Origin of the sequence: Sinobaca qinghaiensis (assembly GCF_003610495.1) — a bacterium.
Lineage (GTDB): Bacteria > Bacillota > Bacilli > Bacillales > Marinococcaceae > Sinobaca > Sinobaca qinghaiensis.
In genome coordinates, this window is sequence record NZ_RAPK01000006.1 from 279,382 (window position 1) to 294,783 (window position 15,402).

Sequence of the window (15,402 nt, forward strand, 5' to 3'; positions counted from 1 at the left end):
AAAAAAACGGGGGATACTCATAATGAAAAAGAGCACACAGAAAAAGTGGATGATGTACGCTGTCGGATTAACAAGTCTGTCCGTATTGGCTGCATGTGGATCAGGAGAAGAGAACTCAGGAGCAGAGGCGGATTCTTCAGAGCTTGAAGAAGCAAAGCTTGTAACAAACTGGTTTGCTCAGCCGGAGCACGGTGGAAACTATGCAGCATTGGTGGAAGGCATGTATGAAGAAGAGGGATTGGAAATGGAAATCGAGCCGGGAGGACCGGAAATTTCGGCCACCCAGATTGTAGCTTCCGGTGACGCCGACTTTGGTTATACGAGCGGCGAAGATTTAGTGATTGCCAGAGACGAAGGAATTCCTCTGGTAGCGATAGGAGCTATTTTTCAGGAAAGTCCTTATGTATTGATTTCACATGAAGGCCAGGTGGACAGCTTTGAGGATTTGGAAGGCAAAACCGTCTTTACAGCAACAGCTGTTGGGTACTGGGAATATATTAAAGAAGAATATGAATTAGAGGAAGTAGAGGAACGGGCTTATACAGGTTCTCTAGCTGAATTTGTAGATAATGAAAATGCAGTAACGCAAGGGTATATGACATCGGAACCATACTCTTTAGATGAGCAGGGTGTAGACATTGATTATTTAAAAGTAAGTGATTCCGGGTTTGAATCATATGGAAACGTAATATTCACGACAGAGGATATGATCGAAAACAATCCGGAAAAAGTGCAGGCATTTATGAATGCAACTGTAGCAGGATGGGAGTATTACAGGGACAATCCGGATGAGACCAACACTTATCTGCAGGAGCAGAATCCTGATTTAACAGAGGAGAAAATGGAATACAGCAAAGAAGCTATGGATGAAATTGTCTACGGGGGAGACGCTGAAGAAAACGGATTTGGGTACATGGAAGCGGACAACTGGCAGACCCTTCAGGACAACATGAACCAACTTGACCTTACTTCCAGTGAAGAAGATATCGAAGAAGCCTTTAATATGGAATTTCTGGAGGAAGCGCATAATGAATAATTTTTTAATAAAAAATGTTTGTGTTCCAGGCCTGGATCTGGACGAGGCTCATATTGTAATTAAGGACGGTCGGTATGATACTATCATGCCGGCTGTTTCAAATGAAGCACTAATCTTTACGCAGAATTGGGAGGAAGATAACAAAAAAGCTGTAGATGGACGTGGGTGGACAATCTTTCCTACATTTACGGATATACATACCCACCTGGACAAAGCATTTACGTATGAACAGGTTCCCAATTACTCAGGTACGTTAAGAGAAGCTATCACAAATTATCAATCCGCGCTTCCTTCATTCACGGAAGAAGCTATGATGGAGCGGATGCGGCGGTTAATGGATCGGGCTGTTTCATACGGAACCGGCAGAATGAGAACACATATTAATGCAGGCGAAGACAAAGCAGGAAATATTGCACTGCAGGCAGCCTCGAAAATAAAAGAAGAGTATAGAGGTATTCTTGATCTGCAGATTATAGCGATGGTTGGAAATATGTCTCAACCGTTGACTAAGAATATCGAGCTGCAGGACGTGCTGCTTTCCAATAATATTGATGGAATCGGCGGCGCACCTCATTTGTCGGAATCCTGCAATGAAGAAATAGACGATCTCTTTGCGTTTGCCTCTTCCCGGGATCTGCTCATCGACCTTCACGCGGATGAGCAGGATGATCCGGAGGTAAGATCTATTTGTCATATAATAAAGCAGGTCAAAAAATATGATTATCAAAAGAAAACAACTGCCGGACATCTTTGTTCGCTTTCGGCAATGGAAGAGGAAGCTGCTTTTTCTATTATAGATGAAATGATTCAAGAGCAAATATACGCAGTTACGCTTCCAGCAGCAAACCTCTGTCTGCAGGGAAGAGACGATAAAAAAAATGTCCGCAGAGGCACAACAAGAGTAACGTCTTTTCTGAAAAAAGAAGCTGTAATAGCGGTGGGGTCAGATAATGTCAACGATCCGTTTCATCCATTTGGAGATGGTGATATGCTGCTGACAGCTCTGATAGCTGCGTATGCAAATCATTTAACCAGTCAAAAAGATATCAGCCGGCTCTTTCAAATGATAACGACGAAACCGGCTGAAATATTCGGTCAAACCAACCATATTCAAGAAGGAGAAAAAGCTGATTTTGTTTTAATAGAAGGAAAGGGAGAAATAGAATTGCTATCTGTACAGTCCGGGGGAAGAAAGGTGTACAGAAATAGCCGCTGGGTCAGTGAAAGACAGGAAACAATCAGTGTATGGAAGAAAGGAAATATATATGCTTGATTTATTAATTAAAAATGTCCGGACACACAGCAGTCCCGTATTATTTCATTTAGGAGTGGAAAATAACCGCCTTCGGTTTGTATCCTCTTCAGGCCGGGCATCAAAAACAGTGGAGGGGGAAGGCGGCATAGTACTGCCGCCTTTTGTAGAAATGCACCATCATGCCGACACCTATAAAGCAGGTGAACGAGTCGGAGAAAATAAGTCCGGCACGATTGAGGAAGGTATTGCTATATGGGACAGTGCTAAGTCCCAATTGATTAAAAAAGAACTTACAGCTCAAATGGAAGATTTAGTTTCTACATTTATCGGCCAGGGGATTTTATATACCCGATGGATGATCGACGTCTCAGAGCCTGGTTTGAAGGCTCTTTCCTGCGCAATTGCTGTAAAAGAAAAATACAAAAATACAGTAGCTATAGAAATAACAGCATTTCCTCAGCTTGGAATGAAAGAACCATGGAAAAGAGAGCTGCTTGAAAAAGCTTTACAGATGGGCGCAGATCAAGTTAGTGCCGTCCCCCATCTGGAAGAATCCGAAGAACAGGAAGACGCCGCTGTTCAGGAATGTTTCAGGCTGGCCCAACAGTACAAAAAAGGAATTCATATTTTCTGCGATGAAACAGATAATCCGGATTCCATGTCTTCAAGCAAAATAGCTGAAGCTGCTTTAAAAGGAGAATATCACAATCCATCCATTACTATAAGTCACGTTAATGCCCTGAGCTACTATGAGGAAACGAAAGCAGCTGAAACAATACAAAAAATTAAGCAGGCCGGCATTCACGTTATCAGCTGCCCTTTAATCAACAGTACGACTATTGGAAAATCACTGGACAGCAGGCATGCAGCCAGAGGAATTACCAAAGTTAAGGCATTGAGAGATCAAGGCGTGAATGTATGTGTTGCGCACGATGATATCAAAACGCCATTTTATCCATTTGGTAATGGAAATATGCTTCAGGCAGGATACATGATGGCTCACTTGGCACAGTTTACAACAGAGCCGGAGCTGATCAGCTTAGTAGACATGCTTACCTACAACGGAGCAAAGGCTATGAATGTGCAGCACTATGGAATAAAGGAAGATGGCCCCGCAGAATTTCTGCTTTATAAAGAAAACAACCTATTCAGCCTTTTTACAGAACATAGCAAACCATTTGTAGTGTGTAAAAATGGCATGGTTATTTCTTAAATTAAAATACGTCATTTTACAAACTGTGAGTAGATTAATAGCAGCAAAGTTGTTTTAAGTTGGCAAGAAACTGTTCCATATTGTATATCTATACATGATATCGAATATTTTTAAAGTCTCTTATGAAAAGAAGAAAATAAACAGGGGTGACTCCTGCAGAACAGCCATAGAAGAAGATAAAGAGGGGTTTTTCCTCTTTAGCTTAAGGCTCGGCCTGCGGAAAGCACCTCCTGTAAAGATTTTGTATAAAAACACCTGTTTTTTGTCTTTTTCAACAGCCTGATTTATTGTTTCTATTATTTTTAACGTTCCTGTTAATGGAGGTGTAACAATAGTATGAAAGAAAATAAATATGATGATACCAATTTCTTCACTGCTTATCAAAAAATGCCGCGATCCGTTAAAGGTCTGGAAGCTGCCGGTGAATGGCACGTTTTGAAAGCATTAATGCCAGCATTACGTAATAAAAATGTTCTCGATCTGGGATGCGGTTTTGGATGGCATTGCCGCTATGCAGGAGAACAGCAGGCTGATTCAGTAATAGGTGTGGACATTTCCGAAAATATGCTTAAAAAAGCTCGTGACAGCACGAATGATCCCGCCATTTCATTTATAAAGATGCCAATAGAAGATGTAGAATTCGATAGTGCCCAGTTTGAAGTAGTTATAAGTTCATTAGCTTTTCACTACATTGAGCCATTTGAAAGGATGTGCCAAAAAGTCCACAATTGGCTGAAAAAGGGAGGCACTTTTCTTTTTTCAGTAGAACATCCTATCTTTACTTCCCAAAATAAACAAGAGTGGTATTACGATAAGCAGGGAAATATTCTGCATTGGCCTATAGATCATTATCAAGAAGAAGGATCGCGTCAAACGATATTTCTTACAGAAAAGGTAATTAAATATCACCGAACACTTTCGACGTATATCAACAGCTTAATTAGCGCAGGGTTTTATATAAAGTCAGTCAAAGAGCCGGCTCCTTCTGAGGAGATGCTGCAGCGTATGCCGCAAATGAAAGATGAACTCCGCAGACCGATGTTTTTAATCATATCAGCAGAAAAAATAGATTCACAATGAGGTATGATTTCTTATATTGTACGTTTCTGCATTTTTATACCCGTGATAGAATAACTTCAACAATTACTGTGTCTTTTTTCTTTAAAGTAACATTAAAGACCTCTTTTCGAAGAGGTCTTTTTAGAAGGATCATTTTCTTTTTACAAAAACGGCAGGTAAAACAGCAGAAACGCTGCAAAGCTGCCAATAACGCTTAACGTTACATAAAGAATCAGCGGTTTGTATGCTTTTCGTTCAATCAGGCGGAATGACTCCATGCTGAAGGTGGAGAATGTGGTGAAAGCTCCAAAAAAGCCAACGGCTGCCGTAAGAAATAAAGGATCCTCGTAGGCATCACCCGGAACATAGCCGTAAAATAAAGCCAAAAACAAACCAAGTCCCGCCGAACCGAGAATATTAACCGTAAGCATAGCTGTCGGAAAAGGAGGATCAGCGAACCTGTAGTCTATCCATTTTCCAAGAAGATAGCGGCAGACTGCCCCGGCTGCTCCCCCGATCATTAATAAAACGATCATAAGCGGCGGCCCTCCTCAGAAGACCGGAGTTTTCTGCCAAGACGCTGTCCGCCTGCAAATCCAGCCCAGGCGAAGGCGATTCCGCCAACAATAGTAGGTAGAATGTAGGCTGCTATGTAGAGCGGGGAGAGGGCAGAGCCCAGCAGAACGGTGTCTGATACGAGTGTCGAAAAAGTAGTATAGCCGCCGCACAGGCCGACACCCAGACCGGCGCTGATCCATTCCCTGACGGTAAAAATAGCAAAAAAACCAGTCAGAGCTCCGAGAAGCGCACTTCCGCTCCAATTTTCCATAAGCGTACCGAAAGGGAAAATAGAATCGAATGCAGCGGCATTAATGGAATAGCGCAGAAGGGTTCCGAGCATGGCACCCGCGGCTATGGCCAGCAGAACACTTGGCGGCCCGAATCGTTTGTTCATGAATATCCCCGGCTTTCTATGTGTTTTCCCTCCAAAGTATACGTCTTTTATCTCAAAAGAAAAAGCAGCCCCTCATAAAAAGAGGAGCTGCTGCTTTATGGAGAAAAAGTCTGCTGCGCGAGATTTTTAATTTCCGCATAAACATCAACAAATGGTTTGTCGCTGCGGCTTGAAGCTTTCTCAACATCGTCGTATTCAGGGGAGACCTGATACAGGATGTCTCCTTCAAAGCCGAGTTTAATGGAAACAGGGCCGTAGGGCGTCTCCAGAGCTTCAAAATGGCGGGAAAGGATGCGGCGTTCCCACCGGCTGCTCCTTACGCCAAAAGTAGTCGTCTCTCTAAAAAGTATAGTTTCCAGTACAGCTTTGTTCGACTGCCTGCATAATACAGTAAGCAGCGTACCCGGCCTGTTTTTCTTCATGTAGACCGGGGTGTAATAGACGTCGAGAGCCCCGGACTGAAACAGACGGTCCATCGTCGAGCCCAGTGCTTCTCCGGATATATCATCAACCTGGCATTCCAGGGTATAAACCGTTTCATCTGAAACAGCCTGTTCTTCAAATAATACAGCGCGCAGCACATTGGGGTGGGCAAAATCTTTTTTGCCGGCACCATATCCAATTTTTTGAAGAGGCAGGGCGGGCAGGCTTCCGAATGACTCAGCCAGCGCTTTAAGAAATCCGGCACCGGTTGGCGTCGTTAGTTCACCCTCTGCTTCCAGAGAGGCAAGCGGAATGCCTGTCAGCAGTTCAGCTGTAGCAGGTGCCGGGATGGGATACAGGCCGTGAGCCATACGGACCTTCCCCTGGCCGGTCGGCACGGGGGACGCAATAATTCGTTCTGCACCAAGACTTTCCAGTGCAAGACAGACGCCGATAACGTCTATAATCGAATCCATGGCACCGACTTCATGAAAATGCACATCAGCGGCAGGTATTCCGTGAATATGACCTTCTGCTTCCGCAATATGTTCAAATACAAGCCGGCTTCTGTCTTTTACCCGCGGCGCAAGTGCGCTCTGTTCGATCATTTCCAGAATATCAGCCGCTTTTCGGTGATGATGGTCATGATCGTGATGATGGTGATGAGGTTCTTCTATTTCCAGCTGCAGATAGGAGGCAGAAATGCCCTGCTTGATCACCGGTACGATTTCCATCGTAAAGGAATCGAGCGGCAGTTTCTCCAATTCGGTGCGTATATAGGAAATATCGGCTCCCAGGTCAATAAGGGCGGACAGCGTCATGTCCCCGGAAATGCCGGAGACACAGTCCAGATAGATTGTATTCATGAGGAAGCCCCTTCCGATGCCAGTTTCAAAATCATGGCGGCCTGGTAGGCGGCGCCGAATCCGTTATCAATATTTACGACGCTCATTCCGGAAGAACACGAGCTCAGCATACTGAGAAGCGGAGTGAGTCCGTCAAAATGGGCACCGTAGCCGACCGATGTCGGCACGGCAATGACCGGACGCTTCACAAGGCCGCAGACGACGCTTGGAAGAGCTCCTTCCATACCGGCTACAGTAATCACAACTGAGGCTTCCTGGAGAACATCCCGGTAGGAAAGCAGCCGGTCAATGCCGGCTACGCCTACATCGTGAATAATTTCTGTTTCGCAGCCGAGCCATTTTGCCGTCCATTCCGCCTCTTCGGCAACAGGCAGATCCGACGTGCCGGCCGACACAATTATAATTTTTCCGTTATATAATACAGCTGGTTCTCCATAAATAAGCAGGCGGGAGTTTTCCTTGTATGCACCGTTGGGGTGAAGAGCAAGAACTTCTTCTGCTTTTTCAGGGGACATTCTGGTAGCCATGGCTCTGCCATGCTTTTGGATCAGTTTTTCTATAATAGCAGCCGTCTGTTCTGCCGTTTTGCTTTCACCATATATAATTTCCGGATAGCCATTCCGGCTTTCCCGGTCGTAATCGACTTTGGTATGGCCGAGATCTTCGAATGTCATCAAGCAGTCTCCTTTTTGTCTTTAATCAACGGAAACAGGAGAGGATAAAGACAGCGATTTATTCATACTCCCGCTCTTGTAACCGGCGAGGTCCATCGTAACGAACTTGAATCCCAGCGTCTCCAGCTTTTCGGAAATGCGGCTGTGCAGAGAAGCGAGCTTTTGCATGTCCTCAGGTGCTACTTCGATACGGGCTATCTCATCATGCGACCGCACCCGGACCTGAGCCATGCCGAGTTCGCGGATATACTGTTCCGCCGCGTCCACCCGGTTCAGTTTTTCAATAGTGATTGTTTCCTCGTAGGCAATTCGTGAAGCGAGACAGGCGTAGGAAGGTTTGTTCCAGTTCGGAAGGCCCATGTCCTTTGAGAGCTCCCGAATCTCGCTTTTATATAAGTCAGCTTCCTGCAGCGGACCGCGGACGCCGTGTTCTTTGGCCGCAATAATGCCGGGACGGTGTTCGCCCATGTCATCTGCGATAAGGCCAAAAACAATATTTTTATAATGACGTGTTTCAAGCAGCGGCTTCAGGTTTTCAAACAGGTTATCGCGGCACAGGTAACAGCGGCTGCTTGTATTTTCCACATAGCCCGGAATGTTCAGCTCCGACGTGGAAATAATCTCATGGGATGCGTCCAGGTGGGCAGCCAGCTCCTTTGTATCAGCCAGCTCCCGGTCGGGAAAGGTCTCCGAATCAGCTGTAACAGCAAGTACATTTTCGCGTCCGAGCGTCCGGTTGGCCACATGCAGCAGAAAGGTGCTGTCAATGCCGCCCGAGAAAGCCACGACGACGCTTTTCATTTCCAAAAGAATAGATTCCAGCTTTTCCAGCTTTTTTTCAATCATGGATGGATCTCTCCTTTCGTTGCCATAAAAAATTATACATACGGAATCGTTAAAGGTCCGAGCGGCAGTACAGCTACACTCATGTCCGGGCCGTATTTCTGCTTCAAGTCTTCGAGCGTCTGTTCAATGTCATTGCACGGATTAAGCATGGTCTGTTCAATCTGCTCGTTGCTCAGTTTGGAATGAACGTATACGTCTGCCCATACTTGGATGACCGCCTGCTTCTGCACCTGCCACTGGTCAAACATTTTAAATTCCGGGTCATTAATCATATCGAGCAGTTTCTGCGGACTGTCAGCCATACTGAAAATTTCCGCAAAGTTGCCGTGATCAGGAATGCCGTCTGAGCATTCGGCTGCCACAATAATAGCTCCGCCTTCTTTTACAATTTTATGGGCGGCGCTCATACCTTTTACCGCCTGGTATAAATTCTGGTCAAGCGGGTAGCCGGAGTTCGTTGTAATTACAACGTCAAAGCGTTCTTCGCACTGAATCATCGCATGTTCCTTTGTAAATGCACAGCCCTTTTCGTGAGCCGCAAACAGTTCCCCGGCAAATACGCCGGTAATATCCTTATCGCCATTGAGGGTGACGTTAAGAAGGAAATCGGGAGGACAAACCCGGTTTATTTCCCGTGTCATGTTCTGGACCGGATTGTCTTCCATATTGCCCCAGGTCGATTTAGGATCACCGATCATTCTGGCGTTATGAAAAGTCATAATCGTTTCAATTCCGGCTATTCCCGGCATAATTCCTTTCGGGCCTCCGGAAAAACCGGCGAAAAAGTGCGGTTCAATAAAGCCGGTGTTAATACGGAAGTCCGCCTCTACATATTCTTTGTTTAAATAAATATCACAGCCGAACGTGCTGCGGCCAAGGTTAACGAGCTCGTCTTTTTCATGGCAGTGATTGTTAATAATACGAATATTATCAACCACCCATTGGCCGAGCATGCCGACAAGCTCTTCTTCCGTCTGGTCGCGGTGGGTGCCGGTACCGTTGATAATCACGAACTGCTCATGGGGAATATGGGATAGTTCCTCAATAAGAAGCGGAACGAGAATGTGATTTGGCGTCGGCCGGGTGATATCGCTGATGACGATAGCTACTTTATCAGACGCTTTCGCCATGGATTGTAATGGAGGTGTGTCTATTGGATTGCGCAGGGCATCCCGTACAGCCTGATTCTGGTCTTCTAAAGCCGGGAGGTTATTCGGTTCTATAATATAAGCATCCTCCGGAACGTTCACCTCGAGATGCTGTTTTCCATAAAGTAGAGAAGTCTGCATCATAAATCCTCCTTCATAGTCGCTTTGCTTAATATAAGATAACGGTTACATATTGATTTAAAAAATAGGAAGAACGGTATTATCTTCTATCATACCAACATCAGAGCTGAATAGTACAGGTAAAAGTGATCAGATGAGCGGATCATGAAGGAATAAGAATAATTGTTGAAACATGCAACGAAATTTTGTATGATGTAAACACTTACATTAATAGTCATCAGATGACCTTATCACTAAATATGCAGTGAGGGAGAGAAAGACATGAAAGTATCGTTATTTATTACCTGCCTCGGCGATGTGTTTTACCCGGGAGTAGGAAAAGACGTGGTGGAGATTCTGGAAAGGCAGGGCTGTGAGGTCGAGTTTCCGGACGCCCAGACCTGCTGTGGACAGCCAGCTTACAACAGCGGCTATCATAAAGAGGCAAAGAAAGCCGCCAAACATATGATCAAGACATTTGATTCAGCAGAATATGTTGTGGCGCCTTCCGGCTCCTGTGCTGCGATGTTCCGGGAATATGAGCATCTTCTCGAAGACGATCCAGCCTGGAAAGAAAGAGCCCGGGAGCTGAGAGAGAAAACGTATGAATTTACCCAGTTTCTCGTCCGGGTGCTGAAGGTGGAGAGCACGGGAGCTGTGCTGCATGCCAATGCCACCTACCATTCCTCCTGTCACATGTCACGCCTTCTCCGGGAAACCGAGGCGCCTTTCCGGCTGCTTTCCAATGTAGAAGGGCTTACGCTTCATGAACTTCCCAATAAGAATGACTGCTGTGGATTCGGCGGTACATTTGCTGTGAAAATGGGAGCCATTTCCGAGCAGATGGTAGAGGAAAAAGTAGAACACGTAGAAGAAACAGGAGCGGAAATACTGATTGGCGCTGATTCCGGCTGTTTGATGAATATCGGCGGCAGACTGCAGCGCGGCGGAAAACCAGTCAAAATTATGCACATTGCCCAGGTACTTAACAGTAGAGAATAGAAAAGGAGAGATGCATCATGCCGATGAAAATAGGCGAACGGTCTTTTGATAACCGCGTCAAGCAGGGAATCGACAACACGTTTATGCGCGATGCCGTAAGCTCTGCCCAGGCCCGCTTTCAATCTAATAAGGCAAAAGCGGAAGAACAGCTGGGACACTGGGAAGAGTGGAGGGAGCTGTCAGAAGAAATTCGTGCCCACACGCTGGAAAATCTCGATTTCTATCTCGAACAGCTGAGTGAAAATGTTACAAAAAACGGCGGCCATGTCTTTTTTGCTTCTACAGGAGAAGAGGCCAACGACTATGTGAAAAAAATTGCCCAGGAAAAGAAGGCTAAAAAAGTCATCAAAGCAAAATCGATGGTCACCGAAGAGATCAGTATGAACGAAGCATTTGAAAGTGTCGGCTGTGAAGTGATTGAGTCTGATCTAGGTGAATATATTCTCCAGCTTGACGATCATGATCCTCCCTCCCATATTGTGACGCCGGCCCTTCACAAAAATAAAGAGCAGATTCGGGAAACATTTGCGAATTTAAAAGGATACGAAAAAACCTCAAAGCCGGAGGAGCTGGCCCAATTTGCGAGAGAACAGCTCCGCGAGGAGTTTTTGACCGCCGATATCGGCGTCACGGGATGTAATTTTGCCGTAGCTGAATCAGGCAGTGTAGCGCTGGTTACCAATGAAGGAAATGCACGGCTCTCGACAACCATTCCGAAGACCCACATTGCCGTGATGGGGATGGAGCGTATTGTGCCAACGTGGGAGGAGCTTGAGGTTCTTGTTACAATGCTATGCCGCAGCGCGGTCGGCCAGAAGCTGACCAGTTATGTGACAGGGTTGAGCGGTCCGAGAGAAGAAGGAGATCTGGACGGTCCGGAAGAATTTCATCTGGTGATTGTTGATAATGGAAGGTCCAACATCCTTGGCACCGCCTTTCAATCTGCCCTGCACTGCATCCGCTGTGCGGCCTGCATTAACGTCTGTCCGGTATACCGCCATGTCGGCGGGCATTCCTACGGATCTATCTACCCGGGTCCGATTGGTGCTGTGCTGACGCCGCTGCTCGAAGGGTATGACGATCATAAAGATCTGCCGTATGCTTCAAGCCTCTGCGCTGCCTGTACAGATGCCTGTCCCGTGAAGATTCCACTGCATGAACTGCTGATCGAACATCGGAAAGTAATTACCGAGCAGGAAAAAATGACGACGCTCTCTGAACGATTTGCGATGAAAGGATTTGGCATGCTTGCTAGCTCTCCGGCTTTGTTTCATATGGCTGAACAGGCGGCTCCGGCAATGATGTCGCCATTTACTAAAAACGGAAAAATAGAAAGTGGCCCGGGGCCGTTAAAAGACTGGACGAACGTCAGGGATTTTCCCGTTCCGGAAAAAGAGAGCTTTCGTAAATGGTTTCAAAACCGCGGCAAGGAGGAGTCATAATGGCAAAAGGCACGGTACAAAACCAGGATGCTTTTCTGCAGAACATTGCAGATAAGCTGGGGCGGGAACGCCGTTCAGAAGGGGTAAAGCGTCCTCAGTATAAACACAGCCCGCAGCATGATATTCTGCGCGGTGCGACCATAAAAGAGATGGTTGAGGTGTTAAAAGAGCAGTGTCTCGCTATTCATACCGATGTTAAAGAATCGAGTAAAGCGGATCTGGAAAACGTTCTCGAGGAAGTAATGAAAGAGTATGGGGCGGATAAAGCGGTGGCCTGGGACGATCCCAGGTTCACCGAATACGGCCTGGAGTCCTTTCTGCAGCGTCCGAATATGACGATCTGGGGAAGTGGACCGGATGAGGATAATATTAGGATCACTGAACAGGCAGAAGCCGGCATTACGTTTGCAGATTATACGCTGGCGGAATCCGGTACCGTCGTTTTGATGAACGGAGGTGGCAGAGGCCAGTCGGTCAGCCTGCTGCCTACGTACTATATCGCGATAATTCCATACAGTACGATTGTGCCGAGAATAACCCAGGCTGCCGGAGAAATTCACCGCCGCGTAGAGAAGGGAGAAAGAATACCTTCCTGTATAAACTTCATATCGGGACCAAGCAACAGCGCCGACATCGAAATGAATCTGGTGGTAGGTGTTCACGGGCCCGTGCGTGCCTGCTATATATTAGTTGATGATATGTAGAACGGGATTTCTTCTGTGATATACTTTTGAGTAACCAACAGAAAAGGGAGTAAAGGCGGATGGCATTTAAGCAGATAGAAACGAAAAAAATATCGGAAATCGTGCGGGCACAGATCGAAGAAATGATTAAACGCGGCGATGTCCAGCCCGGCGAAAAGCTTGATTCAGTTGTACAGCTTGCCAGTCAGTTTCAGGTCAGCCGTTCAGCCGTCCGGGAGGCATTGAGCGCACTTCGGGCTGTCGGCCTTGTAACAATCAAGCAGGGAGACGGCACGTTTGTAAATAAATATGATTTTTCCGGTGTGGTTGATTCAATGAAAGCAGAACGTATTATTTCGAAAAAAGAAATGATGGAGCTGTTTGAAATTCGGAAGATCATTGAAGTAGGGGCAGCTGAACTGGCTTCCATGAATCGAAAAGAAGAGCATCTCGAAGCAATGGAAGCGGCACTTGCTGCTATGGAACGGGCCTCCGGCGGGGAAAACCTTGGAGAAAATGCCGATATGGCCTTTCATATGGCTCTGGCTTCCGGCACCGGTAACAGCATTATGGCGGATATGATGCATCAGCTCTCTGACACGCTTCAAAAAACGATGTTTGAAACACGAAGAATCTGGCTGTATTCAGAAAAGAAAACATTACAGCGGCTGTATGAAGAGCACGAGAATATATACGAGGCTGTAAAAAACCGGGACGCATCCGCCGCCCGCGAGAAAATGCTGGAGCATTTAACGCATGTAGAATCAACAATGATACAAGGAATAGAAAAAGAATAAATCAAAGGGCTGTCCCAAAACCTATTTTGTGGATTTGATTTTCCATTTCATTAGAAAAAAAGAGGGCCATCAAGAAACCTCGTATTCCTTTTGAAAGGAATACGAGGTTTCTTGTATTATCATGGTGGCCCCCTTTGCTGAAACGAAGGAAAACCGCAAATGAAACAAAGATCAGGCGGGGACTCTGGCAGAACAGCCATCGGTGAGGATAAAGGGGTGTTTTTTCTCTTTAGCTGAGGCATGGCCTGCCGAAAGCTTCCGCCTGGTCCTGTTTCTCTTTTTTTATAAAAGCACCATGTAAAGGTTTCGTCTCTTAATGGACTTTTAGGACAGCCCCTTTTTAGTAATATACAATTTTCGTTTAGGAAGCTCTGGCGATTTTGTCTTCATGAGCCAGTCTTTTTCTAGTCACTACAATTTGTTTAATATACCAGGCCAGTACGAGAAGCGTCAGTCCGCCCCCGATCAGCATGGAAGGCTGGTAAGGCATGGCAAGTCCTTCAGGCGCGTAAAAGATATACGTGCAGACAACCGCGGTCATAAACATAGCCGGTATCCCGCATATCCAGTGAAATTTACCGGATTTAAGCAGGTACATACATGCCGTCCAGAGCATAACTGTCGCAACAAGCTGGTTGGTCCATCCCACATATCTCCATAAGAACGTGTAATCAATCAGCGATAAAAAGATAGTAGGAATCACGACCGGGATGGTGAGGAGCATCAGCGCTATTTTGCCTTTTGTGTGGAAAAAGCGGCTTAATAATTCAGCAAGCATCATTCGTGAAGAGCGCAGCGCGGTATCTCCTGTTGTAATCGGAAGTATAATAACTCCAAGTATAGCGAGAATGCCACCGAGCCCTCCAAGAAGAGAAATGGAAATATCATTAACAGCACCCGCCGGTCCGCCATTGGCAAGAGCTGTACCTAACCCGTCTGTGCCGCCGAAAAAAGTCATGCCGGCCGCAGCCCAGATGAGAGCAATAATGCCTTCGGCGATCATCGTGCCAAAGAAAATCTTTCTGCCTTCTGATTCCTTTTTCATCGTTCTGGCAATAATCGGGCTCTGGGTGCTGTGAAATCCGGAAATAGCACCGCAGGAAATAGTAACCATAAGGAGCGGCCAGAGCGGCAGATTCTCCGGATGAAGATTGGAGAACGTTAAATTTGGAATCGACTGCCCGGAAAAAACAAGGGCCCCCGCAATAGATACGGCCATAAAAATAAGAATACCGCCGAGGATAGGATAAATTTTTCCGATAATACGGTTAACCGGAAGCACCGAAGCGAGAAAGAAATAAACGAATATAATTGCAATCGCGGCTCCAAATGAAAGCGGGGACAGCTCAGCAATCAGCTGTGCCGGTCCTGCAATAAAAGCGGCAGCCACGAGAATCATTAAGCAGATACTTACTATGTTAATACCGACCTGCATAGGTTTCCCTAAGTATTTACCGACTAGCGTCGGGTACTGGGCTCCGTTATGGCGAAGCGAGAGCATTCCTGAGAAATAGTCATGCACGGCTCCGGCGAAAATACAGCCAATGACGATCCATATAAAAGCGACAGGCCCGTACAGCGCACCTAAAAGTGCTCCGAATATCGGCCCGAGTCCGGCAATATTTAACAGCTGGATTAAGCTGCCCTTCCACCAGCTGAGCGGCGCATAATCAGAATCGCCGGGGTTCTCGTAGGCGGGGGTCTGTTTATTATTATCGATCCCGAAGACTTTTTCGACAAAAGAAGCATAAAAAATATACCCTGCGATAAGCAAGGCAATAGACACAAAAAACGTAATCATGACGACAAGCCTCCAGATAATAGATTGCACGATTCCTTTGCTTTGATAAAGGATAAAAGTGTTCGTCAAAAAGTCTAACAAC

General features: G+C 46.1%; 15 protein-coding genes. 8 read left to right on the forward strand and 7 right to left on the reverse strand.

Annotation, left to right across the window (positions count from 1 at the left end; all coding sequences use genetic code 11):
• Positions 1–22: 22 nt before the first annotated feature.
• From ATL39_RS01755 to ATL39_RS01770, 4 genes are all read left to right on the forward strand, one after another.
• On the forward strand, positions 23–1,036 hold the full coding sequence (locus ATL39_RS01755) for an ABC transporter substrate-binding protein (protein ID WP_120191566.1): 1,014 nt from the start codon (positions 23–25) through the stop codon (positions 1,034–1,036).
• Positions 1,029–2,309, forward strand: coding sequence for an amidohydrolase family protein (locus ATL39_RS01760; RefSeq protein ID WP_120191567.1), 1,281 nt, complete (start codon positions 1,029–1,031; stop codon positions 2,307–2,309). Before ATL39_RS01755 ends, ATL39_RS01760 begins: the two co-directional genes overlap by 8 nt.
• Positions 2,302–3,504: an amidohydrolase family protein gene (locus ATL39_RS01765; RefSeq protein WP_147419324.1), complete on the forward strand. Its 1,203-nt coding sequence runs from the start codon at positions 2,302–2,304 to the stop codon at positions 3,502–3,504. Before ATL39_RS01760 ends, ATL39_RS01765 begins: the two co-directional genes overlap by 8 nt.
• 336 nt (positions 3,505–3,840) lie before the next feature.
• Positions 3,841–4,584 (forward strand): class I SAM-dependent methyltransferase, encoded by a 744-nt coding sequence (locus ATL39_RS01770; protein WP_120191569.1) that lies wholly within the window; start codon positions 3,841–3,843, stop codon positions 4,582–4,584.
• A 140-nt stretch (positions 4,585–4,724) separates the two neighbouring features.
• Here the strand turns inward: ATL39_RS01770 and crcB are convergent, their stop codons facing one another.
• From crcB to larA, 6 genes are all read right to left on the reverse strand, one after another.
• Positions 4,725–5,099, reverse strand: coding sequence for a fluoride efflux transporter CrcB (crcB, locus tag ATL39_RS01775; RefSeq protein ID WP_120191570.1), 375 nt, complete (start codon positions 5,097–5,099; stop codon positions 4,725–4,727).
• Entirely contained in the window at positions 5,096–5,518 is a 423-nt protein-coding gene (locus ATL39_RS01780) for a fluoride efflux transporter FluC (RefSeq protein WP_120191571.1), read from the reverse strand. Before ATL39_RS01780 ends, crcB begins: the two co-directional genes overlap by 4 nt.
• A gap of 95 nt (positions 5,519–5,613) precedes the next feature.
• Complete coding sequence (gene larC / locus ATL39_RS01785) at positions 5,614–6,807, reverse strand: nickel pincer cofactor biosynthesis protein LarC (RefSeq protein WP_120191572.1); 1,194 nt, start codon at positions 6,805–6,807, stop codon at positions 5,614–5,616.
• Positions 6,804–7,481, reverse strand: coding sequence for a nickel pincer cofactor biosynthesis protein LarB (gene larB / locus ATL39_RS01790; RefSeq protein ID WP_120191573.1), 678 nt, complete (start codon positions 7,479–7,481; stop codon positions 6,804–6,806). Before larB ends, larC begins: the two co-directional genes overlap by 4 nt.
• 21 nt (positions 7,482–7,502) lie before the next feature.
• Positions 7,503–8,327 carry an ATP-dependent sacrificial sulfur transferase LarE gene (gene larE / locus ATL39_RS01795; protein ID WP_120191574.1) on the reverse strand — a complete coding sequence of 275 codons (825 nt, stop codon included), beginning with the start codon at positions 8,325–8,327 and terminating at the stop codon, positions 7,503–7,505.
• A 32-nt stretch (positions 8,328–8,359) separates the two neighbouring features.
• Positions 8,360–9,616, reverse strand: a complete 1,257-nt coding sequence (gene larA / locus ATL39_RS01800) for a nickel-dependent lactate racemase (RefSeq protein WP_120191575.1) — start codon at positions 9,614–9,616, stop codon at positions 8,360–8,362.
• A gap of 261 nt (positions 9,617–9,877) precedes the next feature.
• Between larA and ATL39_RS01805 the strand changes: the two genes are divergently transcribed.
• The 4 genes from ATL39_RS01805 to ATL39_RS01820 are packed head-to-tail and all read left to right on the forward strand — an operon-like array spanning position 9,878 to position 13,519.
• Positions 9,878–10,597: a (Fe-S)-binding protein gene (locus ATL39_RS01805; RefSeq protein WP_120191576.1), complete on the forward strand. Its 720-nt coding sequence runs from the start codon at positions 9,878–9,880 to the stop codon at positions 10,595–10,597.
• A 17-nt stretch (positions 10,598–10,614) separates the two neighbouring features.
• Complete coding sequence (locus ATL39_RS01810) at positions 10,615–12,039, forward strand: LutB/LldF family L-lactate oxidation iron-sulfur protein (protein WP_120191577.1); 1,425 nt, start codon at positions 10,615–10,617, stop codon at positions 12,037–12,039.
• Positions 12,039–12,743 carry a LutC/YkgG family protein gene (locus tag ATL39_RS01815; protein ID WP_120191578.1) on the forward strand — a complete coding sequence of 235 codons (705 nt, stop codon included), beginning with the start codon at positions 12,039–12,041 and terminating at the stop codon, positions 12,741–12,743. The genes ATL39_RS01810 and ATL39_RS01815 overlap by 1 nt, the downstream gene beginning before the upstream one ends.
• 59 nt (positions 12,744–12,802) lie before the next feature.
• A complete protein-coding gene (locus tag ATL39_RS01820) occupies positions 12,803–13,519 on the forward strand; it encodes a FadR/GntR family transcriptional regulator (RefSeq protein ID WP_120191579.1) in 717 nt (238 codons plus the stop codon).
• Positions 13,520–13,880: 361 nt separating this feature from the next.
• Here the strand turns inward: ATL39_RS01820 and ATL39_RS01825 are convergent, their stop codons facing one another.
• The gene (locus ATL39_RS01825; RefSeq protein ID WP_120191580.1) at positions 13,881–15,320 is read right to left on the reverse strand and encodes a carbon starvation CstA family protein; all 1,440 of its coding nucleotides are present in this window, start codon (positions 15,318–15,320) and stop codon (positions 13,881–13,883) included.
• Positions 15,321–15,402 lie beyond the last annotated feature (82 nt).

Bases quoted from the DNA above. Each gene is read 5' to 3' on its own strand.
- ATL39_RS01755 (WP_120191566.1), top strand. From the start codon at position 23: ATGAAAAAGAGCACACAGAAAAAGTGGATGATGTACGCTGTCGGATTA.
- ATL39_RS01760 (WP_120191567.1), top strand. From the start codon at position 1,029: ATGAATAATTTTTTAATAAAAAATGTTTGTGTTCCAGGCCTGGATCTG.
- ATL39_RS01765 (WP_147419324.1), top strand. From the start codon at position 2,302: ATGCTTGATTTATTAATTAAAAATGTCCGGACACACAGCAGTCCCGTA.
- ATL39_RS01770 (WP_120191569.1), top strand. From the start codon at position 3,841: ATGAAAGAAAATAAATATGATGATACCAATTTCTTCACTGCTTATCAA.
- crcB (WP_120191570.1), bottom strand. From the start codon at position 5,099: ATGATCGTTTTATTAATGATCGGGGGAGCAGCCGGGGCAGTCTGCCGC.
- ATL39_RS01780 (WP_120191571.1), bottom strand. From the start codon at position 5,518: ATGAACAAACGATTCGGGCCGCCAAGTGTTCTGCTGGCCATAGCCGCG.
- larC (WP_120191572.1), bottom strand. From the start codon at position 6,807: ATGAATACAATCTATCTGGACTGTGTCTCCGGCATTTCCGGGGACATG.
- larB (WP_120191573.1), bottom strand. From the start codon at position 7,481: ATGACATTCGAAGATCTCGGCCATACCAAAGTCGATTACGACCGGGAA.
- larE (WP_120191574.1), bottom strand. From the start codon at position 8,327: ATGATTGAAAAAAAGCTGGAAAAGCTGGAATCTATTCTTTTGGAAATG.
- larA (WP_120191575.1), bottom strand. From the start codon at position 9,616: ATGCAGACTTCTCTACTTTATGGAAAACAGCATCTCGAGGTGAACGTT.
- ATL39_RS01805 (WP_120191576.1), top strand. From the start codon at position 9,878: ATGAAAGTATCGTTATTTATTACCTGCCTCGGCGATGTGTTTTACCCG.
- ATL39_RS01810 (WP_120191577.1), top strand. From the start codon at position 10,615: ATGCCGATGAAAATAGGCGAACGGTCTTTTGATAACCGCGTCAAGCAG.
- ATL39_RS01815 (WP_120191578.1), top strand. From the start codon at position 12,039: ATGGCAAAAGGCACGGTACAAAACCAGGATGCTTTTCTGCAGAACATT.
- ATL39_RS01820 (WP_120191579.1), top strand. From the start codon at position 12,803: ATGGCATTTAAGCAGATAGAAACGAAAAAAATATCGGAAATCGTGCGG.
- ATL39_RS01825 (WP_120191580.1), bottom strand. From the start codon at position 15,320: ATGATTACGTTTTTTGTGTCTATTGCCTTGCTTATCGCAGGGTATATT.